The sequence below is a fragment of the Streptomyces lomondensis genome (assembly GCF_014651035.1).
Lineage (GTDB): Bacteria > Actinomycetota > Actinomycetes > Streptomycetales > Streptomycetaceae > Streptomyces > Streptomyces lomondensis.
Map to the genome: position 1 here is coordinate 1167750 of NZ_BMWC01000001.1, position 21104 is coordinate 1188853.

The window sequence follows — 21104 nt, forward strand, 5'->3', positions numbered from 1 at the left end:
CACATATGGAGTGGCTGGAGCGGAACATCATCGAACCCGGCAAACTGCCGCTGCTCCTCGCCCTCGTCTCCTTCGTGCTGACGTTCCTGATCACCCGGATGATCACCCGCCTCATCCGGGCGGGCAAGGGCCCGTTCCGCAACATCAGCGGCAGCGGCGGCGTCCACGTCCACCACGTCGTCCCCGGGGTCGTCCTGACGCTCATCGGCGGCTTCGGCGCGGTGGCCGGTGGGGCGCAAGGCGTCGGCCCGGCCGTGAGCGCGGTGGTCTTCGGCATCGGCGCGGGGCTCGTCCTCGACGAGTTCGCCCTGGTCCTGCATCTCGCCGACGTCTACTGGACCGAGGCGGGCCGCAAGAGCGTCGAGGTCGTCGTCCTCACCGCCGCCCTCGTAGGCCTGCTGCTGATCGGCTTCTCTCCGCTGGGCGTCAATGACCTCAGCGAGGACCAGCAGGAGAACCGCGCCGGCGTCATCGTGAACGTCGTCGTGAACTTCCTGTTCGCCCTCATCGCCCTGTTCAAGGGCAAGACCCGCCTCGCGGTCTTCGGCGTGATCGTTCCCGTCATCGCCCTGATCGGCGCCGTGCGGCTGGCCCGCCCCGGCTCCCCCTGGGCCAAGCGCTTCTACCGGCACCGCCCCCGCGCCCGGGCCAAGTCAGGGCTGCGCGCCTACCATCACGACCGCCGCTGGTCGGGCCCCCGGCGCGCCTTCCAGGACTGGATCGGCGGCAGGCCCGATCCCGAGCCGGCCCGGACCCTCGAACGCCACTGACGCAGCTCGACGGCCGCGCACAGCACCAGCACCCCCGCGATCGCCGCGAGGTGCTCCTTGCCCGCGAGGTTCTCCTTGAGCACGACCTCGACCACCATCGCCACGATCACCGCACCGGCCGTGACGTACGCGCGGCAGCGCCGGCCCAGGAAGACGGCCAGGCCCACCACCGCCGCCGACGGCCCCGTGTCCACGACCCACGCGTCCGAGGCGGGCAGGCCCAGCGGGGAGTCCGGGCCCAGCCAGATGCCCAGGCGCGCGTACAGCGTGCCCGCGAGCGTGGCGAGGTAGGCGACGGCCAGGGTCCGCCACCAGCCCAGGCACAGCTCGGCGATGCCGAACACCAGCAGGATCTGCGCCAGCGCGCCCCACACCGGCAGGTCCAGCGCGGGCACGAACAGCGACAGCGGCGTCCGCAGCAGCGCGAGCCACAGCGGGTCCTCGGCCCGTACGGCACCGACGTTCTGCACGAACCCGTAGCCCCACGCCTGGTGGTGCACGAAGTGCAGCGCGGCCGTGAGGCAGACGGCCGCGACCGCCATCGGCGCGGCCCGCCACCGCCGCTCGCGCAGCGGCCCGCGCACCGCCGCGTACAGCGGCCCCCATTCGGCGCGGGCCCAGCGGGCGAGCGTGGTCATCCGGTCGTCCTCGTCCGTGCGTCGGTACGTCTAGGGTGTCTGCGACTCGGTCGAACCGACACCACGTTCCAAGACCGACCGGAACGGGACGAAGTTGAGCCAAGCGTGCGTGACCTGGCTCTCCCGGTGCTACTGCTCGGCGGGAGCCTCGGAGACGTCCGGCTCCCCGGCTGCCTCCGGCTCCTCAGGGGCCTCCGACTCCTTCGGCTTCTCGGGCAGCTCCGCCGCCAGCGCGGCCGCCGCCTGCACCAGGGGGAGCGCCAGCAGGCCACCGGCGCCCTCGCCGACGGTCACCCCGTGGGTCAGCAGCGGCTCCAGGGCCATCCGGTCCAGCGCCTTCGCCTGCCCGGGCTCCCCGCTGTCGTGCGCGGCCAGCCACCAGTCCGGCGCCCGGAACGCGATCCGCTGCCCGACCAGCGCGCACGCGGCCGTCACGACCCCGTCCAGCACTACCGGCAGCTTCCGCACCGCGCTCTGGAGCAGGAAGCCCGTCATCGCCGTGAGGTCGGCCCCGCCCACCGTCGCCAGCAGCTGCAACTGGTCCCCGAGCACCGGCCGGGCCCGCCGCAGCGCGTCCCGGATCGCCGCGCACTTGCGCATCCACGCCAGGTCGTCGATGGCGAGCCCGCCGCGGCCGGTGACGACCGACGCGTCGACCCCGCACAGCGCCGCGACCAGCACGCCCGCCGCCGTGGTCCCGCCGACGCTGACATCGCCGAGCACCACCAGATCCGTCCCCGAGTCGGCCTCCTCGTCGGCCACCGCGACCCCGGCCCGGAACGCCGCCTCGGCCTCCTCCAAGGTCAGCGCGTCCTCGACGTCGATCCGGCCGCTGCCGCGCCGCACCCGGTGCCGCACGACGTCCTCGGGCAGGGACTCGGGGTCACAGTCCAGCGCCATGTCGACGATCCGCACCGGCACGCCCAGCCGCCGCGCCAGCACCGACACGGGCCGGCCGCCCTCCAGCACCTCGCGCACCAGCTCCCCGGCACCGCCCGCCGGCCGGGCCGAGACGCCCAGCTCGGCGATGCCGTGGTCACCGGCGAAGAGCACCACCCGAGGCCGTTCGACCGGCCGCACCGGCACGGCGGACTGCGCCGCCGCCAGCCACTCACCCAGGTCGTCGAGGCGGCCCAGCGACCCGGGCGGCACGATCTGTCGCTCCCGGCGCGCCTCGGCGTCACGGCGGATCCCGCCGTCCGGCCGCTCGATCAGATCGGTGAAGTCGTCGAGATTCAGCGAGCTCATTCGCCGAACAGTACCGGCACCGGTCGAACACCACGGAGCCCAGATCACGACTCCGCCACGACGACGTCGTTGCACCCGGGATCGGCATCCCATACGTTCCGTTTTGCAGCGGATTGTCGTATGCGGTAGTGGATCGCCGTACGTCCGTGCCGTACGCCCTCGCGCCCGGGAGCCGCCCATGCCCGCACATCCCGTCGTCCCCTCCGCACCCCCCACCCCCCAGGCGACCACGCGCGTCCACGAACCGCGCCGCGAGGACTGCCCCTGGTGCGGCTCCGCCCGGCTGCGGAACCGGCTGCGCACCGGTGATCTGCGGCAGTACAAGCCGGGCGGTTTCACCGTCGACGAGTGCCGGGACTGCGGCCACACCTTCCAGAACCCCCGCCTCACGGTGGAGGGCCTCGCCCTCTACCACCGGACCGTGCGCGGAGCGCCCAGGGACCAGGCGGCCGACCTCCTGCTCGCGCTGCGCGGCAGCCGGCTCCGCCACCGCTCGGCCGCCCGTGCGATGCGGCGGTTCGGGGAGCCGGAGAGCTGGCTGGACGTGGGAACGGGCCATGCGCGCTTCCCGGCCACGGCCCGGGAGTTCTTCCCCTACACCGCGTTCGACGGCCTGGATCCGACCCCCCGCGTGGTCCGGGCCCGCTCGGCCGACCGTGTCGAGGAGGCCCACGTGGGCCGTCTGACGGACCCTCGCATCGCCGCGGTGCTGCGCGCCCGCTACGACGTGGTCAGCATGCTGCACCACCTGGAAGGCACGGCGGACCCCCGAGCGGAACTCCGCGCGGCCCTGGCTGTCCTGCGCCCCGGGGGCCACCTCCTGGTGGAAACCCTGAACCCCCGCAGCGTCTTCGCCGCCCTGCTGGGCCGCTGGTGGCTCCCCTACGACCAGCCCCGCCACCTCCACCTGCTCCCGCCGCAGAACCTCAGAGCCGAACTGGAGGCGGCGGGCTGCACGGTCCTCACCCTGGACCACCGCCCCGCCCACGTCCCCCACGACCTCTCCGGCGCCACGGCCCTGGCCCTCTCCCACGCCCTCCCGGCCCCCGACACCCCGTGGCGCGCGATCCCCCCGCCCCAGGCCCACCAGCACCTCCGCACGGCCCTGCTCCGGGCCGGCGTCCCCCTGGTGGCCCTGGCGGCGGTGGCGGACCACCTCATCGCCCCGGTGGCCCGCCGCACGCGCTGCGCGAACGCCTACCGGGTCATCGCCCGCAAGCAGCCGTAGCCGGCGCCTACGGTGTGACCCTCAGCGTCGTGCGGCCCACGGGTCGTCGAACCGTCGCCGTACTCCACCGTTCCGAGGTAGCGCTCCTGGTGGCGTCCGGCCAGGTGACCGTCAGTTCGGGGCTGTCCCCGGCGGTGACCTGCCGGGTGACGGGAGTGACCGTGGCATCGACGGCCTGGCCCTGGCCGACCTTCCAGGTCCACAGGGTGTAGCGATCGTGGTGCCGATGTGGGTGCCGTGGCTGTGCATGTCGAGGGGCGAGGGCATGTCGATCGGCTGGGGGTCCGGCACCTCGGAACGGAACCAGGCGGCGCCGATCACCTTGTTGTTGCAGGTGACCTTGTACTGCGGAGCGCTGTCGTCTCCCTCGTCGCAGGTGCCGCGCCATTTCCTGGCGATGACGTCCGCGTCGCGGCAGTCGAGGCAGGCACGACGCTGCACATCGTCGACTCCGACGGCGAGGTCGTGGCGCCGTACGTCACCTCGAAGACGATCGAGGCCGCGCCGAGCCGCGCAACGCCCCGGCCCCAGCGACAACGCTGCCACCGCTCACCCCCGCAGCACCACCGCCTGCCCCGCCACCACCAGCAGCACATGCTCACACTCGTCCGCGAACCCCGCGTTCAACCGCCCGAGTTCATCCCGATACCGCCGCCCCGACGCAGTCGCCGGCACGATCCCCGAGCCCACCTCGTTCGACACGGCGACAACGGTCCGCCGAGTCGAGCGCACCGCCTCCGTCAGCTCCCGCACCCGCTCCCGCAGAGCCTTCTCCCCGCGCTCCGCCCACACCGCGTCGTCCCACGCCCCGGCCGCATCCATCGCGTCCGTCAGCCAAAGCGACAGACAGTCGATGAGCAGCGGCGGCCCCTCCGCCTCCAGCAGCGGCACCAGATCACACGTCTCGACCGTCTGCCACGACCCCGGCCGCCGCTCCCGATGCGCGGCCACTCGTGCCGACCACTCCGTGTCGCCGTTGCGAGACCCGCCCGTCGCCACGTACAGCACGTCCGGAAAGGCCTCCAGCCTCCGCTCGGCCTCCACCGACTTCCCCGACCGCGCCCCGCCCAGCACCAGCGTCCGCCGCGGCACGTCCGGCACGTCCTCGTAGACCCCCACCGACAGCGTCGCCCCGTCCGGCACCGCCCGCGCCCCGGCCGCCGCGAGCCGCCGCCGCAGCTCCGGGCCCGGCGGCACGTCGTGGTCCAGATGGACGGCGACCACATCGGTCGTCGGCCCCACCGCCCCCACCGCCCGCAGCTTCGCCAGCGCGTCCGGCCGCCCCACGACGTCCACGAGCACCATGTCGTACGACTCGGCCGGCTCCTCGAGACCCGCCGGCGCCCCGCCCGGCGGCAGGTACAGCAGCCGCTGCCCCTCCGGCCCGGTCACCGCGTACCCCGTGCCCGGCGCGTCCAGCGCCACGGCCCGCACCCGGTGCCCCGTCAGCAGCGTCAACTCCCGGCCGTCCGGCACCCGTCCGGGCTGCGGCACCCCGGCCGGCACCTCCACCGCGGGCCCGTCGTGCGGATGCGACAGCAGCACCTGCCGTACGCCGGTCAGGGAACGCCCCGCCCGCGCCGCCGCGAACGCCGCTCCGGGCGTCAGGTCGAGCAGCAGCGCCCCGTCCAGCAGCAGCGCGGTGGCCGCCCGCGCATCGGGGCCGAGAGCAGCCGCACAGGCCGCACAGGGACAGTCGGGGCGGGGAAGTCCCGCAGGAGCACCGGTACCGAGGAGAGTCAGTTCCACGCCCCGATTCTCACCCGCGAGCATGGGACATGCGTTGCGGAGACGCCCCGATAGGGGCGCGGGCCGTATCGATGTGCGGCTCCGCCGCGCGGGCGCGACCAGCCCACCACGACCCGCACGCGCCCGACCACCCGCACCCCGCAAGGCCTATAACGCCGAACCCAGCGGAGCGCATAGGCTCTGGTCAGGAGCCGGACCAAGATCCGGCTTTTCGCTGTGCAGTGTGCTCACACACATGGGAGGCGTACATGGCGGCATGGACGTGGCGGTTCGAGAAGACCGACGGGACGGAGGTCCAGCCCGCGGTGCCGCCGGAGGAGTTCCCCACCCAGGGGGACGCCGAGTCCTGGATCGGGGAGCACTGGAAGGCGCTGAAGGAGGGCGGTGCCGACCAGGTGCGGCTGTTCGAGGACGCCACGGAGATCTACGGGCCGATGAGCCTGCACGCGGCCGAGGCGTGAGCCGGGGGCGGGGGCCGACGGCCCTCGCCCACCCCTCTGCCCGGCAGTTCCGGGTGATCAGCCCCGTACGCCGCACAGGTGCAGCAGCGCCGCCACCCCGCGGTACGGATCCGTCCGCCCGGCCTTCTCCTCCACCGCGAGCAGCGTCTCCACGTCGGCCGGGACCTCCGCGCCGTCCGCCGCCGTGTCCGTGAACACCCGCACCCCGTACCAGGCGTGCAGCGGCGCCCCGATCCCGGCGAGCGTCGACGTCAGGTCCTTCAGCCGGTCCGCCCGTACGTCGAGCCCCAGCCGGTTCCGGTAGGCGGTCGTGTCGAACGCGGCCAGCGCGCCCGACCAGTCGCCGGACAGCCCGGGCCGGATCGCGAGCGCGTCCCCGTTGCGCACGAGCAGGGACAGCAGACCGCCCGGCGCGAGCATCCGGGCCAGGCCCGCCAGCAGCGGGTCGGGCTCCTCGACGTACATCAGCACGCCGTGGCAGAGCACCACGTCGAAGCTGCCCGGCAGGAAGTGCACCCCGGTGTCGCGGCCGTCGCCCTCGATGATCCGCATCCGCTCCCGGATGCCCTCCGGTTCCCCGGCGAGGGACTCCCGGGCCGCGGCGATCATCTTCGGGTCCTGCTCCAGACCGGTCACCTGGTGCCCGGCCCGGGCCAGCCGCAGTGCCTGCGTGCCCTGGCCCATCCCCACGTCGAGCACCCGCAGCCGCTGCCCGACCGGGAACCGGCCGACTATCTGCTCGTCCAGCTGGCGGGTCACCAGCTCCTGGCGGACGACATCGCGCAGCCCGCCCAGCTCGTCCAGCCAGGCATCCGCCGCACCCCCGGAGAACGGCGTCGTGGTCAGGGCCGCTCTCCGCGCTTGACCTGGGGCTTCGGCAGCCGGAGCCGGCGCATCTGGAGGGAGCGCATCAGGGCGTAGGCGACGGCGCCGCGCTTGTTCTCGCCCGCGAAGCGCTCGTTCAGCTGCTTCTTCAGGCGGAAGCCGGTGACGAACGAGTCGAGCACGATCAGCACGATCACCACGAGCCACAGCAGCAGCGCGATGTTCTGGAGCGCGGCCACCCGCACCATGCTCAGCACGAGGATGACCACGGCCATCGGCAGGAAGAACTCCGCGATGTTGAACCGCGAGTCGACGAAGTCGCGGGCGAACCGGCGGACCGGTCCCTTGTCACGCGCGGGCAGGTACCGCTCGTCGCCGCTCGCCAGCGCCTGGCGCTGGCGCTCCAGCGCGCTGCGGCGCTCCTCGCGCTGCCGCTTGGCGGCCTCCTTCCGCGTCATCGACGTGTTGGCGACGCTGCGGCGCTGGGACTGGGCCTCACTGCGCTTGGGCGTGGGCCTGCCCTTCGGGGCCTGCGGGTCGCGGGGCTGCTTGGAGAAGTTCACCGGCGCCTTGTCGGCTGCCTGGGACTTCTCATCCTTCGCACGGCTACGGAACACAAAACCCAAGGGTAAGGGCTTCCCGGGCATGGACCCCAGTCCCGTGGGGAACGATCCGGCAACACCAGTCGTCTGTAAGGGGACAGAGGGGACGTTGCGTACGCACCCGGCCGTTCCCCGGGATGTACGCCTCCGGTAACCCCGGGGATCACCTACTCCCTACGCCGGAGCGGGAGCGCACGCAGTCGTCCTTGGGGATGAGCGCATCCGTCCCCGAACAGTGCGGTAATGGATGCAGGGCCCGTACTGTGGGTTCTGTCGCAGGAGCAGCTGCCGGAGTCGGTCAGAAGGGGGCGCGCGAAGCCCATGAGCGGTGTCATGAAGCGTATGGGGATGATCTTCCGCGCGAAGGCGAACAAGGCCCTTGACCGGGCCGAGGACCCGCGCGAGACCCTCGATTACTCGTACCAGAAGCAGCTGGAGCTGCTCCAGAAGGTCCGCCGGGGCGTCGCCGACGTGGCGACCTCCCGCAAGCGCCTGGAGCTCCAGCTGAACCAGTTGCAGTCGCAGTCCACCAAGCTGGAGGACCAGGGCCGCAAGGCGCTCGCGCTGGGCCGGGAGGACCTGGCCCGGGAAGCGCTCTCGCGCCGGGCCGCCCTCCAGCAGCAGGTGACCGACCTGGAGACCCAGCACGCGACGCTCCAGGGCGAGGAGGAGAAGCTCACCCTCGCGGCCCAGCGGCTCCAGGCCAAGGTCGACGCCTTCCGTACGAAGAAGGAGACGATCAAGGCGACGTACACGGCGGCCCAGGCGCAGACCCGGATCGGCGAGGCCTTCTCCGGCATCTCCGAGGAGATGGGCGACGTCGGCCTGGCCATCCAGCGCGCCGAGGACAAGACGGCCCAGCTCCAGGCCCGCGCCGGCGCGATCGACGAGCTCCTCGCCTCCGGGGCCCTCGACGACCAGTCCGGCATGCACAAGGACGACATCCAGGCCGAGCTGGACCGGCTCTCCGGTGGTACGGATGTAGAGCTGGAACTCCAGCGCATGAAGGCCGAGCTGGCAGGCGGCCCGAGCGCCGGGAAGCAGGCCATCGAAGGCGGCACGGGCCAGCAGCAGTCCCAGCAGCAGCCGCAGGACACCCCGCGCTTCGACAAGCAGTAGGGGCCCACGCCTAGGAGGGCGACATGATCGTACGGATCATGGGGGAGGGCCAGGTGAGGCTGGCCGACGGCCACCTCACCGAACTGAACAAGCTGGACGACGAGCTCCTGGCGGAAATGGAGAACGGCGACGGCCCCGGCTTCCGCCGCACCCTCCAGGCCCTGCTGGCCAGGGTCCGCGACCTGGGCGAACCCCTGCCGGACGACTTCCTGGAGCCGTCCGAACTGATCCTGCCGTCCCCGGACGCGACGCTGGAGGAAGTCAGGGAGCTCCTGAGCGACGACGGCCTGATTCCGGGGTGAGTGCCGCTCAGGCCAGTGGTCCATGTGTCCAGCCCGTCCGGCGATCGAGGACGAGGCCGTTCAGGCCGATGGGGGGCTGGGGGCGCGGCCCCCGGCCCGGCTACCGTAAACACCCGTGAGCACCCTCGCGCGGGCCAGATGCCAGGCCAAGGCGCACCCCCTGGCCATGGACGCCGTACTCGCCGCGGCCGTCCTGGTCTGCATGGTCGCCGGCTCCTTCGTGGAGCCCCACCGCCGCGACAGCGTCAGCTGGGCCCTGCGCACCCCCGACTCCCTCAGCCTGCTCCTCATAGCCTTCAGCGCCGCCGCCCTGGTCTTCCGCCGCCGCGCCCCCATGACGGTCCTCGCCCTCACCGGCACCTTCTCCGTCGTCGAGTCCGCCACCGGCGACCCCCGCGCCCCGGTCGCCATGTCGGCGGTCATCGCCCTGTACACCGTCGCCTCCACCACCGACCGTCCCACCACCTGGCGCGTCGGCCTGCTCACCATCACCGTGCTGACCGGTGTCGCCATGGCCGCCGGCAGCCTGCCCTGGTACGCCCAGGAGAACCTGGCGATCTTCGCCTGGACCGGCATCGGCGCCACCGCGGGCGACGCCGTCCGCAGCCGCCGGGCCTTCGTCCAGGCCATCCGCGAACGCGCCGAACGCGCCGAACGCACCCGCGAGGAGGAGGCCCGCCGCCGGGTCGCCGAGGAGCGCCTGCGCATCGCCCGCGACCTGCACGACGTCGTCGCGCACCACATCGCCCTGGTCAACGTCCAGGCCGGGGTCGCCGCGCACGTCATGGACAAGCGCCCCGACCAGGCCAAGGAGGCTCTCGCGCACGTCCGGGAGGCCAGCCGCTCCGCGCTCAACGAACTGCGCGCCACGGTCGGCCTGCTCCGGCAGTCCGGCGACCCGGAGGCCCCCACCGAACCCGCCCCGGGCCTGGACCGCCTCGACGAACTCACCGGCACCTTCCGCAGCGCCGGCCTGCACATCGAGGTCGCCCGCGCCGACCAGGGCACCACCCTCCCCGCAGCCGTCGACCTGGCCGCCTACCGGATCATCCAGGAGGCGCTGACGAACGTGCAGAAGCACGCGGGGCCGCAGGCCAAGGCCGAGGTCAGCGTCGTACGCGTCGGACCGAACATCGAGATCACCGTGCTCGACGAGGGCAACGGCGAGGACGCGGACCCGGGCAGCGGCGGCGGCCACGGGCTGCTCGGCATGCGCGAGCGCGTCACCGCGCTGCGCGGCACCCTCACCACCGGTCCCCGCTACGGCGGCGGTTTCCGCGTCCATGCGATCCTGCCGGTCAAGAACCGCACACCGACCGGGGAGGACCCCGCATGACGATCCGTGTCCTGCTCGCCGACGACCAGGCGCTGCTCCGCAGCGCCTTTCGTGTGCTCGTCGACTCCGAGCCCGACATGGAGGTGGTGGGGGAGGCGTCCGACGGCGCCGAAGCGGTCCGGCTGACGAAGGAGCAGCGCGCCGACGTCGTCCTCATGGACATCCGCATGCCCGGCACCGACGGTCTCGCGGCGACCCGCATGATCAGCGCCGACCCGGACCTCGCCGACGTCCGCGTGGTCATCCTGACGACGTTCGAGGTCGACGACTACGTGGTGCAGTCGCTGCGCGCCGGGGCCTCCGGCTTCCTCGGCAAGGGTGCCGAGCCCGAGGAACTGCTCAACGCCATCCGGATCGCGGCCGGCGGCCAGGCGCTGCTCTCCCCGGCGGCCACCACGGGTCTGATCGCCCGTTTCCTCGCCCAGCGGGACCCGGCCGACGGCGACCGCGACCCGGCCCGCGGTGAGCGGCTGGATTCGCTCACCGTCCGGGAGCGGGAAGTCCTGGTCCAGGTCGCCGGCGGCCACTCCAACGACGAGATCGCCGAACGGCTGGAGGTCAGCCCGCTGACGGTGAAGACGCACGTCAACCGGGCCATGGCCAAGCTGGGCGCCCGTGACCGGGCCCAACTGGTCGTCATCGCGTACGAATCCGGCCTGGTCCGTCCAAGGGTGGAGTGAGTTCGACCCGGGCGTACTGCGCCGGGAGTATGCGCCGTATAAGGAAATGGACCTGCGGTCTACGAAAACGCGTTCCCCGATGGCTCAGGGTGTAGGGGCGGGCGCTCATCTGCGCGCTCGCTGCCGCTTCTGCCGTTAACAGAAGAGAGACCCTCACCCATGTCCTGGCTGTCGAGATTCAGCCTCGCGCAACGGGCCCTGATAGGGCTGATGTCGATCATCGCGCTCGTCTTCGGGGCGATCGCGATACCCCAGCTCAAGCAGCAGCTGCTGCCCACCATCGAACTGCCCATGGTGTCCGTGCTCGCGCCGTACCAGGGCGCGTCCCCGGACGTGGTCGAGAAGCAGGTCGTCGAACCCATCGAGGACAGTCTCGAAGCCGTCGACGGCATCAGCGGCGTCACCTCCACCGCCAGCGAGGGCAACGCCGTGATCATGGCGTCCTTCGACTACGGCAGCGGCACCGAGCAACTCGTCGCGGACGTCCAGCAGGCCGTCAACCGGGCCCGCGTCCAGCTCCCGGACGAAGTGGACCCGCAGGTCGTCGCCGGTTCCACGGACGACATCCCGACCGTCGTCCTCGCCGTCACCTCCGGCCGGGACCAGCAGGCCCTGGCCGACCAGCTCGACAAGACCGTCGTGCCGGACCTGAAGAGCATCGACGGTGTCGGCCAGGTCACCGTCGACGGCGTACGGGACCTCCAGGTCACCGTCACGCCCGACGACGCGAAGCTGGCCAAGGCCGGTCTGACCTCGCTGTCCCTCTCCCAGGCGCTCGAGGCGGGCGGCGCGACCGTCCCGGCCGGCTCCTTCGACGAGGGCGGCGCCAACCGCACCGTCCAGGTCGGCGGCGGCTTCACCTCGCTGAAGCAGATCCAGGACCTGATGGTCACGGGCGAGCCCGGCAAGGGCAAGCCGGTGCGCCTCGGCGACGTCGCCACGGTGAAGCAGCAGGAGGCCCCGGCCGACTCCATCACCCGCACCGACGGCAGGCCCAGCCTCGCCGTCGCCGTCACCATGGACCGCGACGGCAGCGCGGTCGCCATCTCCGACGCCGTCCGGGACAAGCTGCCCGACCTGCGCGAGGACCTCGGCTCCGGCGCGACCCTCACGGTCGTCAGCGACCAGGGCCCGGCCGTGTCCAAGTCCATCAAGGGCCTGACCACCGAGGGCGCGCTCGGTCTGCTCTTCGCCGTCCTGGTGATCCTGGTCTTCCTCGCCTCGATCCGCTCCACCCTCGTGACGGCGGTGTCCATCCCGCTGTCCGTGGTCCTCGCCCTGATCGTGCTGTGGACGCGCGACCTGTCGCTGAACGTCCTCACGCTGGGCGCCCTGACCATCGCCATCGGCCGGGTCGTCGACGACTCGATCGTGGTCCTGGAGAACATCAAGCGGCACCTCGGCTACGGCGAGGAGCGCCACTCGGCCATCCTCAACGCGGTGCGCGAGGTCGCCGGCGCGGTGACGTCCTCGACGCTCACCACGGTCGCGGTGTTCCTGCCGATCGGCCTGGTCGGCGGCATGGTGGGCGAGCTGTTCGGCTCGTTCAGCCTCACCGTGACGGCCGCGCTGCTGGCGTCCCTGCTCGTCTCCCTGACGGTCGTACCGGTCCTGTCGTACTGGTTCCTGCGGCCCCCGAAGGGCACCCCCGAGGACGCGGACGAGGCACGCCGCCTCGCCGAGGAGAAGGAGGCCAGGAGCCGCCTCCAGCGCCTCTACGTCCCGGTCCTGCGCTTCGCGACCCGCCGCCGCCTCACCAGCGTGGCTCTCGCGATCGTCGTCCTCGTCGGCACGTTCGGCATGGCGCCGCTGCTGAAGACGAACTTCTTCGACCAGGGCGAGGTCGAGGTCCTCACCGTCAAGCAGGAGCTGAAGCCCGGCACCAGCCTCGCGGCGACCGACGCCCAGGCGAAGAAGGTCGAGCGGCTGCTCTCCGAGACCAAGGGCGTGAAGGACTACCAGGTCACGGTCGGCTCGTCCGGCTTCATGGCCGCCTTCGGCGGCGGCACGGACACCAACCAGGCCTCGTACCAGGTGATGCTGGACGACTCGGCGTCGGCCGAGGACGTCCAGGACAGCATCGAGAAGGGCCTGGCCGGGCTGAAGGGCATCGGCACGACCACGATCGCCGCCGGTGACGGGTTCGGCGCCCAGGACCTCAGCGTGGTCGTGAAGGCCGCCGACGCCGAGGTACTGCGGACGGCGGCCGAGGAGGTCCGCAAGACGGTCGCCTCGCTCGACGACGTCACGGACGTCACCAGCGACCTGTCGCAGAGCGTGCCGCGCATCTCGGTCAAGGCCAACGACAAGGCGGCCGCGGCCGGCTTCGACGACCAGACCCTCGGCGCCGTCGTCGCCCAGGCCGTCCGCGGTACCCCGGCGGCCAAGGCGGTCCTGGACGACACCGAGCGCGACGTCGTCATCCGCTCGGCGAAGCCCGCCAAGACGCTGAAGCAGCTCCAGGACCTGCGCGTGGGCGCGGTGAAGCTCGGCGACATCGCGACGGTCGAGCTGGTCGACGGCCCGGTCTCCATGACCCGCATCGACGGCCAGCGCGCGGCCACCATCACCGCGAAGCCGACCGGCGACAACACCGGCGCGGTCAGCACCCAGCTCCAGTCCGAGATCAACGGGCTGAAGCTCCCGGACGGCGCCACGGCGTCGATCGGCGGTGTCTCCGAGGACCAGGACGAGGCGTTCGCCAACCTGGGCCTGGCGATGCTCGCGGCGATCGCGATCGTCTTCATGCTGCTGGTCGGCACCTTCCGGTCCCTGGTCCAGCCGCTGATCCTGCTCGTCTCCATCCCGTTCGCGGCCACCGGCGCGATCGGCCTCCTGGTCGCCACCGGCACCCCGATGGGCGTCCCCGCGATGATCGGCATGCTGATGCTGATCGGCATCGTGGTGACCAACGCGATCGTGCTGATCGACCTGATCAACCAGTACCGCAAGCAGGGCTACGGCGTCGTCGAGGCCGTGGTCGAGGGCGGCCGGCACCGGCTGCGCCCGATCCTCATGACCGCCCTGGCGACGATCTTCGCCCTGCTGCCGATGGCCCTCGGCATCACCGGCGAGGGCGGCTTCATCGCCCAGCCACTGGCCGTGGTGGTGATCGGCGGCCTGGTGACGTCGACCCTGCTGACGCTGCTGCTGGTACCGACGCTGTACGCGATGGTCGAACTCCGTAAGGAGCGCCGGGCGAAGAAGCGGGCGGCGAAGAAGGGCCTTCCGGCCCAGGAGAAGGCCGCGCAGGAGCCGGAGCCGGCTCAGGTCTGACTCCCGTAGGACGACGGAGGCCCACCCGGGACACCGGGTGGGCCTTCGCCCTGTACGAGACCGGCTACGGCAGCGCCAGCATCCGCTCCAGCGCCAGCTTCGCGAACGCCTCCGTCTCCTTGTCCACCTCGATGCGGTTGACGAGGTTGCCCTCGGCCAGCGACTCCAGGGCCCAGACCAGGTGGGGGAGGTCGATGCGGTTCATGGTCGAGCAGAAGCAGACCGTCTTGTCGAGGAAGACGATCTCCTTGCCCTCCGGCGCGAAACGGTTCGCCAGGCGGCGGACCAGGTTCAGCTCCGTGCCGATGGCCCACTTGGAGCCGGCCGGCGCGGCCTCCAGGGCCTTGATGATGTACTCCGTCGAGCCGACGTAGTCCGCCGCGGCCACGACCTCGTGCTTGCACTCGGGGTGGACCAGGACGTTCACGCCCGGGATGCGCTCGCGCACGTCGTTCACGGAGTCCAGGCTGAAGCGGCCGTGCACCGAGCAGTGGCCGCGCCACAGGATCATCTTCGCCGCGCGCAGCTCGTCGGCGGTCAGGCCGCCGTTCGGCTTGTGCGGGTTGTAGACGACGCAGTCCTCCAGGGACATGCCCATGTCCCGGACGGCGGTGTTGCGGCCGAGGTGCTGGTCGGGCAGGAAGAGCACCTTCTCGCCCTGCTCGAAGGCCCAGTCCAGGGCCCGTTTCGCATTGGACGAGGTGCAGATCGTGCCGCCGTGCTTGCCCGTGAACGCCTTGATGTCGGCGGACGAGTTCATGTACGAGACGGGCACGACCTGCTCGGCTATCCCGGCCTCGGTCAGCACGTCCCAGCACTCGGCGACCTGCTCGGCCGTCGCCATGTCGGCCATCGAGCAGCCGGCGGCGAGGTCGGGCAGGACGACCTTCTGGTCGTCGGACGTCAGGATGTCCGCGGACTCCGCCATGAAGTGCACACCGCAGAAGACGATGTACTCGGCCTCCGGACGCGCCGCCGCGTCCCGGGCCAGCTTGAACGAGTCACCGGTCACGTCGGCGAACTGGATGACCTCGTCGCGCTGGTAGTGGTGGCCGAGCACGAAGACCTTGTTCCCGAGCTTCTCCTTCGCCCGGCGGGCGCGCTCCACCAGGTCCGGGTCGGACGGTGAGGGCAGGTCGCCGGGACACTCCACGCCCCGCTCGCTCTTCGGGTCGGCCTCACGGCCGAGGAGCAGCAGGGCGAGGGGCGTCGGCTGTACGTCGAGCTCCTGGGTCTGGGCGGTGGTCACGACACGCACCCTTTCTGTTTCCGGCGACTTTTCGTCGAATTGACGCTTACCTATCATAACTGCTTCACGTCACTTTGACGATGGCCATAGCGTCTGTGTGACGTGAATCCCGGCGCGCCGCCGTTCATTCCCGCGAAGACCGGGAATGTGCCGTTTTCCGGTTCCCGGCGCGTGTGCGAGCATGAAGAGGAGCCGAGATCGAGCGCCCGGCCCGGAATGAATCCGCGGCCCCGCCGGTTGCAACCGTCGGCAAGCAGTCTCCGTACAACCCGGGAGAGATGTAGATGTCCGTATCGGACGAGACCAGCACCGTCACCGACGGCATCATCCTGACCGACGCCGCGGCGTCCAAGGTCAAGGCGCTGCTCGACCAGGAAGGCCGCGACGACCTCGCGCTGCGCGTCGCCGTCCAGCCCGGTGGCTGCTCCGGCCTGCGCTACCAGCTCTTCTTCGACGAGCGTTCCCTCGACGGCGACGTGGAGAAGGACTTCGGCGGTGTGAAGGTCGTCACCGACCGCATGAGCGCCCCGTACCTGGGCGGTGCCACGATCGACTTCGTGGACACCATCGAGAAGCAGGGCTTCACGATCGACAACCCGAACGCGACCGGCTCCTGCGCCTGCGGCGACTCCTTCAGCTGAGCCTGCCGGGCCGCCCCCGGCGGCAGCGGGCATGACGAAGGCGGCGACCCCCTCCGACGGGGCCGCCGCCTTCGCCGTCCCTGAGGGCGCTACCGCGTCGGGGGAGCCGGCAGCCGCGCCCCCTCCTTGGCCAGCGGAACCGCCTTGCCGTCCTCGCCGACGACCTTCCGGTCACCGAGCGGCTCGTCCAGCTGCACGGTCTCCTGGAACTGCTTGGCGATCATGATGCAGACCTTGTCCGGCCACGGGGTCGACGTCACCGTGACCCGCACCTCCTCGCCCTGCTCGCTCGCCTTCACGTCGTAGTCGGCGCACACCCCGCCCGTGAAGGTCACGGTCAGCTCCGCGCCCTCGGCCCGGTAGCCGTCGACCTTGACGTCGCGCGGCTCGGGCGCCGACGTCGGCTCGTCGCTCGGCCCGCTCGGCTTGGGCGAGGCCAGGAACTTCGGGTCGACCGCCGGGTACGTCACCGTGAACGGGTCCTTCGCGCCCGGCGCCGTCACCTCGAACAGCCACGACGGCACGAGCGCCTGACGCCCGTCCACGAAGTGCGCGGCCAGCCCGAACACCGCGTTCTCGACCGTCACCGCATCCTGCTCCGGAGCGCCGCTCGGCGACGTCTCGCAGGGCTGCTCCAGCCGGTCCTTCTCCGGCACGGCGCTGGCGCAGCCGCCTATGCCCATGCGGTGGTCGGTCTTCGGCCGCTCGTTCATCAGCTCCAGCGCCTTGCTGGCGCTGACCACGGGGTACGTGTCCCCCTTCACCGGGACCGCGAGCTGGCCGCTGCCGCCGACGACCTCGCCGTCGGAGCCGACCGTGACCCCGGTCGTCCAGCCGTGCGTGGGCAGTCCGCCGATCTCGGGAGCGGCGTTCACCACCCGCTGGGCGCCCATGACCTGGCTCGTGTCCAGTTTCGCGTCGTCCTGACCCACCGCCTTCAGCACGGGGGCCGCGGCCTGCTTCGCCGCCGCCTCGCTCACCGGGGTGCCGCCGGTCTGCGGAGCGGTGCAGGCGTCCGTGCCCTTGCAGTCGTCCGTGCCCGGCGCGTACCGGCTGAACGTCCAGGTCCCCGGGGCCTGCCTGTTCACCTGGAGACTCGGCCCCGAACCGTCCTGGCCGGCCCCGACCTTCCAGGCCTCGCCCTGCGCCACCGGCGTTCCCTCGACCCCGAGGGCCTTCGCCAGCCGGGCCACGTCCTCCTTGCTGACCTCGCCCTGCGCCCGGTACACCGGGGCTTCGCCGGGGCCGCCCGGCAGTGTGCCGTCGACCCGGTAGGTGGCGCCGTAGGGGTTGGGCTCGCCGGGCGCGATGCCGTGGCCGCCCTCGGAGTAGCCGTCGAGCGCGAGCGGCGGGGGAGTGTCGTCCCCGCCGGGCGCACCGGACGTCGTACCGCCGCCCGCCCCGCCGGACGCGTTGGTGGCGAGCCAGGCCCCGCCACCGCCGATCAGCAGCACGGCGGCGGCGACGGAGGCGATGATCGCGGGAGTCCGCGAACGCCCGCCGCCGTGACGGACCAGGTCCTCGTCGTCGCGGGGGAGGTCGCTGTCCGGTGCGGGGGGTGTTTCCGGGGCCGGGCCGGTGGGGGCTTCCTCGGCGCCGGTGCTTGCCGCGGCGGACTCGCGGTCCGATGCCCGGTCCGCCTGCTCGGCGCCGGCTTCTCGGGCTGTGTCGTCCTCGGTCGGCTCCGCCTCCGAAGACCGCGTGTCACCATCCGGCGTCTCAGAAGCCTCTGCGGCCTCACGGGAGTCAGCGGCCGGTGGCTCCTGAGCCTCTGCTGGCTCGCCAGCCTCTCCGGAATCGCCGGCCTCTCCGGAACCGCTGGCCTCTCCGGAATCGCCGGCCTCGGCAGACTCGTCCGACTCAGCGGCGGCACCCTCCGAATCCCGGGCCTTGCCGGACTCGGCAGCCCCCGCAGACTCCGCGGCCCCCGCCGACGCCTCGGCCTTCGCCGAAGCCCCGGCGTCGGCCGAGCCCCGCGCCTCGGCCTCCGGGGCGTCGGCGGTGCCGGCGCTGCCCGGCTCCCTGGCGTCGTCGTCGTGGTCGGGTCGCTCGGTGTTCACCGCATCGCTCCTTCGGCTGCACAGCTGTCCCATGGGACCCGGCCCGGTCGGTACCGGGCCGCTGATGGGTCGTATCCCGCCTCCCCTTTACGGGGGACAGCGATGGGACGCAGCGGGGGAGCACACGGTTCCCGTGCGCGCGCCGCTCAGTCCCCGTAGTCCGACATGGCGTCGAGCAGCCGGGCCGACGCCGGGGGTACGGTCACGCCGTGGATCAGGGCCGGGGAGACCGGCCGGGCGGCGCCCCGGTCGGGAACCGCCCAGTGCGGAGCCATCCGGGCCCCGTCACCGGGCAGCGACGCCAGGTCGCCTTCGATGTCGACGGGAACGGGGGCCTGGACCTTGAGGTTCGTCATACCGGCACCGTATGCACGCCGGGACTCACCGAGAAAGATCTACTATCGGGTAGGTTGCTTGCCTTCAGAGCGGCCCCGCCCACCCGATAGCGTGAAGCGTCAAGGTCCGCCTCCCTCAGGAGAATCCACGCCGTGCGCATCGCAGTCACCGGCTCCATCGCCACCGACCACCTCATGACCTTCCCCGGCCGCTTCGCCGACCAGCTCGTAGCGGACCAGCTGCACACGGTCTCGCTGTCATTCCTGGTCGACAAGCTCGACGTCCGCCGCGGCGGCGTCGCCGCGAACATCGCGTTCGGCATGGGACAGCTCGGCACCCGGCCGATCCTGGTCGGCGCCGCGGGCGCGGACTTCGACGAGTACCGGGCCTGGCTGGAGCGGCACGGCGTCGACACCGAATCCGTCCGCATCTCCGACACGCTGCACACCGCCCGCTTCGTGTGCACGACCGACGCCGACCACAACCAGATCGGCTCGTTCTACACGGGCGCCATGAGCGAGGCCCGCCTCATCGAGCTGAAGACCGTCGCCGACCGGGTCGGCGGGCTCGACCTGGTCTCCATCGGCGCGGACGACCCGGAGGCCATGCTCCGCCACACCGAGGAGTGCCGCTCCCGGAACATCCCGTTCGCCGCCGACTTCTCCCAGCAGATCGCCCGCATGGACGGCGAGGAGATCCGCATCCTGCTGGACGGGGCGACGTACCTCTTCTCCAACGAGTACGAGAAGGGCCTCATCGAGTCCAAGACCGGCTGGAGCGACGCGGAGATCCTGTCCCGGGTGGGCCACCGGGTGACCACCCTCGGCGCGCAGGGCGTGCGCATCGAGCGGGTCGGCGAGGACCCGATCGAGGTCGGCACGCCGGACGAGGAGCGCAAGGCCGACCCGACCGGCGTCGGCGACGCCTTCCGCGCAGGGTTCCTCTCGGGGCTGGCGTGGGGCGTCTCCCTGGAGCGGGCCGCGCAGGTCGGGTGCATGCTGGCGACCCTCGTCATCGAGACGGTGGGGACGCAGGAGTACCAGTTGCGGCGCGGGCATTTCATGGAGCGGTTCACCAAGGCGTACGGGGACGAGGCGGCTGCGGAGGTTCAGGCGCATTTGGCCTGACTTCGGCTGCGGGTGCGTGGGGGCTGGTCGCGCAGTTCCCCGCGCCCCTGGGTTACTCAGGTCGCTCGGCGGATCAAGTATGCGGTTCCTTGGTCCGCCGGCTCCTCGCCCACGTACTCCTGGTTCCGCATCTCGCACCACGCCGGGATGTCCAGGCGGGCCGCCTCGTCGTCGGACAGGACCCGGACCAGTCCGCCCACCGGCACATCGCCGATGACCTTGGCGAGCTCGATGACCGGAATGGGGCACCGCTTGCCCAGCGAGTCCACGACGAGGGCGTCGGCCTCCCGCACCACCGCCTCGGAAGCCGGCGCCCCCAGCTTCTCCCGCACCCCCGCCACCACCCGGGGCAGCACCTCCAGGAACCTCTCCACCTCCTCCTCGGCCACCCCCGCCGGCAGCGAAACCCGCACGTTCCCCTCACTCAGCACACCCATCGCCCGCAGCACATGGCTCGGCGTCAGCGTGCTGCTCGTGCAGGACGAACCGGACGAGACGGAGAAACCCTCCCGGTCCAGCTCGTGCAGCAGCGCCTCCCCGTCGACATAGAGACAGGAGAAGGTGACGACACCGGGCAGCCGGCGCGCCGGATCACCGACCACCTCGGCATCGGGCACCAGCCCCGGCACCCGGGCCCGGATCCGCTCCGTCAGCTCCCGCAGCCGCACGGCCTCCGCGGCCGCCTCCGCCCGTACGGCCCGCAGCGACGCGGCCGCCGCCACGATGGCCGGGATGTTCTCGAAACCGGCCGCCCGACCCGACTCCCGCTCGTCCACCGGCCCTTGCGGCGCGAACCGCACGCCCTTGCGGACGACGAGCAGCCCGACCCCGGACGGCCCGCCCCACTTGTGCGCACTGGCCGTCAGCAGCGACCAGTCCCCTTCCACCGGCCCCCACCCCAGCGACTGCGCCGCGTCCACCAGCAACGGCACCCCGGCCGCCCGGCACGCCTCGGCCGCCTCGGCCACCGGCTGCTCGGTCCCCACCTCGTGATTGGCCGACTGGAGGCAGGCCAGCGCGGTGTCGGCCCGCAGGGCATCGCCGTAAGCCGACGGCTGCACCCGCCCGGCGCGGTCCACCGGGACCTGTGTGACGGTCCCCCCGGCGGCCTCGAAGAGCTCCGCCGCATGCAGTACGGAGGAGTGTTCGACCGCTGACACGATCAGGTGGCGCCCGACCCGCCTCCGCCCGGCCAGGGCCCCCGCAATCCCCGTATGCACGGCACGGGTTCCGGACGAGGTGAAGGTCAGCTCGTCCGGCCGGCAGCCCACCGCCTCGGCAGCGGCCTCCCGCGCCGCGTCCAGCAGCACCCGGGCACGCCGTCCCTCCCTGTACAGGCGCGCGGGATCCGCCCACCCTTCGTCGAGCGAGGCCAGCAGGGCCTGCCGGGCAACAGGATGAAGCGGAGCAGCGGAAGCAGCATCGAAGTAGGCCACACAGCAACGCTAGAACGTTCA

At 72.1% G+C, this 21104-nt stretch carries 19 protein-coding genes; 10 read left to right on the forward strand and 9 right to left on the reverse strand.

All coding sequences use genetic code 11. The annotated features are described in order from the left end of the window. Positions 1-5 precede the first annotated feature (5 nt). Complete coding sequence (locus IE255_RS05015; RefSeq protein ID WP_190048863.1) at positions 6-770, forward strand: hypothetical protein; 765 nt, start codon at positions 6-8, stop codon at positions 768-770. Here the strand turns inward: IE255_RS05015 and IE255_RS05020 are convergent. Together IE255_RS05020 and cobT are read right to left on the reverse strand one after the other, a co-directional pair. After that, complete coding sequence (locus tag IE255_RS05020; protein WP_190048864.1) at positions 674-1408, reverse strand: hypothetical protein; 735 nt, start codon at positions 1406-1408, stop codon at positions 674-676. The genes IE255_RS05015 and IE255_RS05020 overlap by 97 nt on opposite strands. Before the next feature lie 129 nt (positions 1409-1537). After that, on the reverse strand, positions 1538-2656 hold the full coding sequence (gene cobT / locus IE255_RS05025; RefSeq protein WP_190048865.1) for a nicotinate-nucleotide--dimethylbenzimidazole phosphoribosyltransferase: 1119 nt from the start codon (positions 2654-2656) through the stop codon (positions 1538-1540). A gap of 178 nt (positions 2657-2834) precedes the next feature. Between cobT and IE255_RS05030 the strand changes: the two genes are divergently transcribed. Further along, a complete protein-coding gene (locus IE255_RS05030; protein WP_190048866.1) occupies positions 2835-3884 on the forward strand; it encodes a class I SAM-dependent methyltransferase in 1050 nt (349 codons plus the stop codon). Positions 3885-4433: 549 nt separating this feature from the next. On the opposite strand, the gene IE255_RS05035 is transcribed toward IE255_RS05030, so the two are convergent. Continuing rightward, entirely contained in the window at positions 4434-5633 is a 1200-nt protein-coding gene (locus IE255_RS05035) for a bifunctional adenosylcobinamide kinase/adenosylcobinamide-phosphate guanylyltransferase (RefSeq protein ID WP_190048867.1), read from the reverse strand. 248 nt (positions 5634-5881) lie between these two features. Here IE255_RS05035 and IE255_RS05040 point away from each other — a divergent pair, with 248 nt between their 5' ends. Next, positions 5882-6094, forward strand: coding sequence for a hypothetical protein (locus IE255_RS05040; RefSeq protein WP_190048868.1), 213 nt, complete (start codon positions 5882-5884; stop codon positions 6092-6094). 57 nt (positions 6095-6151) lie between these two features. Here IE255_RS05040 and IE255_RS05045 read toward each other — a convergent pair whose 3' ends face one another. Continuing rightward, positions 6152-6853 carry a class I SAM-dependent methyltransferase gene (locus tag IE255_RS05045; RefSeq protein WP_190048869.1) on the reverse strand — a complete coding sequence of 234 codons (702 nt, stop codon included), beginning with the start codon at positions 6851-6853 and terminating at the stop codon, positions 6152-6154. An 83-nt stretch (positions 6854-6936) separates the two neighbouring features. After that, positions 6937-7536, reverse strand: coding sequence for a DUF3043 domain-containing protein (locus IE255_RS05050; protein WP_190048870.1), 600 nt, complete (start codon positions 7534-7536; stop codon positions 6937-6939). 318 nt (positions 7537-7854) lie between these two features. Here IE255_RS05050 and IE255_RS05055 point away from each other — a divergent pair, with 318 nt between their 5' ends. The 5 genes from IE255_RS05055 (at position 7855) to IE255_RS05075 (ending at position 14234) form a co-directional block, all read left to right on the forward strand. Next, positions 7855-8640 (forward strand): PspA/IM30 family protein, encoded by a 786-nt coding sequence (locus IE255_RS05055; protein WP_190048871.1) that lies wholly within the window; start codon positions 7855-7857, stop codon positions 8638-8640. Between the two features lie 23 nt (positions 8641-8663). Then, positions 8664-8942: a PspA-associated protein PspAA gene (gene pspAA, locus IE255_RS05060; protein ID WP_190048872.1), complete on the forward strand. Its 279-nt coding sequence runs from the start codon at positions 8664-8666 to the stop codon at positions 8940-8942. Between the two features lie 115 nt (positions 8943-9057). Then, on the forward strand, positions 9058-10278 hold the full coding sequence (locus tag IE255_RS05065; protein ID WP_190048873.1) for a sensor histidine kinase: 1221 nt from the start codon (positions 9058-9060) through the stop codon (positions 10276-10278). After that, positions 10275-10958: a response regulator gene (locus IE255_RS05070; protein ID WP_190048874.1), complete on the forward strand. Its 684-nt coding sequence runs from the start codon at positions 10275-10277 to the stop codon at positions 10956-10958. Before IE255_RS05065 ends, IE255_RS05070 begins: the two co-directional genes overlap by 4 nt. Before the next feature lie 159 nt (positions 10959-11117). Beyond that, the gene (locus IE255_RS05075) at positions 11118-14234 is read left to right on the forward strand and encodes an efflux RND transporter permease subunit (RefSeq protein ID WP_190048875.1); all 3117 of its coding nucleotides are present in this window, start codon (positions 11118-11120) and stop codon (positions 14232-14234) included. A gap of 64 nt (positions 14235-14298) precedes the next feature. Here IE255_RS05075 and nadA read toward each other — a convergent pair whose 3' ends face one another. Continuing rightward, positions 14299-15483: a quinolinate synthase NadA gene (gene nadA / locus IE255_RS05080; RefSeq protein WP_190048876.1), complete on the reverse strand. Its 1185-nt coding sequence runs from the start codon at positions 15481-15483 to the stop codon at positions 14299-14301. Between the two features lie 284 nt (positions 15484-15767). On the opposite strand from nadA, the gene IE255_RS05085 reads away from it, so the two are divergent. Next, positions 15768-16124: a HesB/IscA family protein gene (locus IE255_RS05085; RefSeq protein ID WP_010037217.1), complete on the forward strand. Its 357-nt coding sequence runs from the start codon at positions 15768-15770 to the stop codon at positions 16122-16124. Positions 16125-16213: 89 nt separating this feature from the next. Here the strand turns inward: IE255_RS05085 and IE255_RS05090 are convergent, their stop codons facing one another. Beyond that, positions 16214-18184: a hypothetical protein gene (locus IE255_RS05090; protein ID WP_190048877.1), complete on the reverse strand. Its 1971-nt coding sequence runs from the start codon at positions 18182-18184 to the stop codon at positions 16214-16216. 146 nt (positions 18185-18330) lie between these two features. Further along, complete coding sequence (locus IE255_RS05095; RefSeq protein WP_190048878.1) at positions 18331-18540, reverse strand: hypothetical protein; 210 nt, start codon at positions 18538-18540, stop codon at positions 18331-18333. Positions 18541-18672: 132 nt separating this feature from the next. Between IE255_RS05095 and IE255_RS05100 the strand changes: the two genes are divergently transcribed. Continuing rightward, complete coding sequence (locus tag IE255_RS05100; RefSeq protein ID WP_190048879.1) at positions 18673-19647, forward strand: carbohydrate kinase family protein; 975 nt, start codon at positions 18673-18675, stop codon at positions 19645-19647. Between the two features lie 56 nt (positions 19648-19703). Here the strand turns inward: IE255_RS05100 and IE255_RS05105 are convergent, their stop codons facing one another. Then, on the reverse strand, positions 19704-21083 hold the full coding sequence (locus IE255_RS05105; RefSeq protein ID WP_190048880.1) for a cysteine desulfurase/sulfurtransferase TusA family protein: 1380 nt from the start codon (positions 21081-21083) through the stop codon (positions 19704-19706). Between the last annotated feature and the right edge of the window lie 21 nt (positions 21084-21104).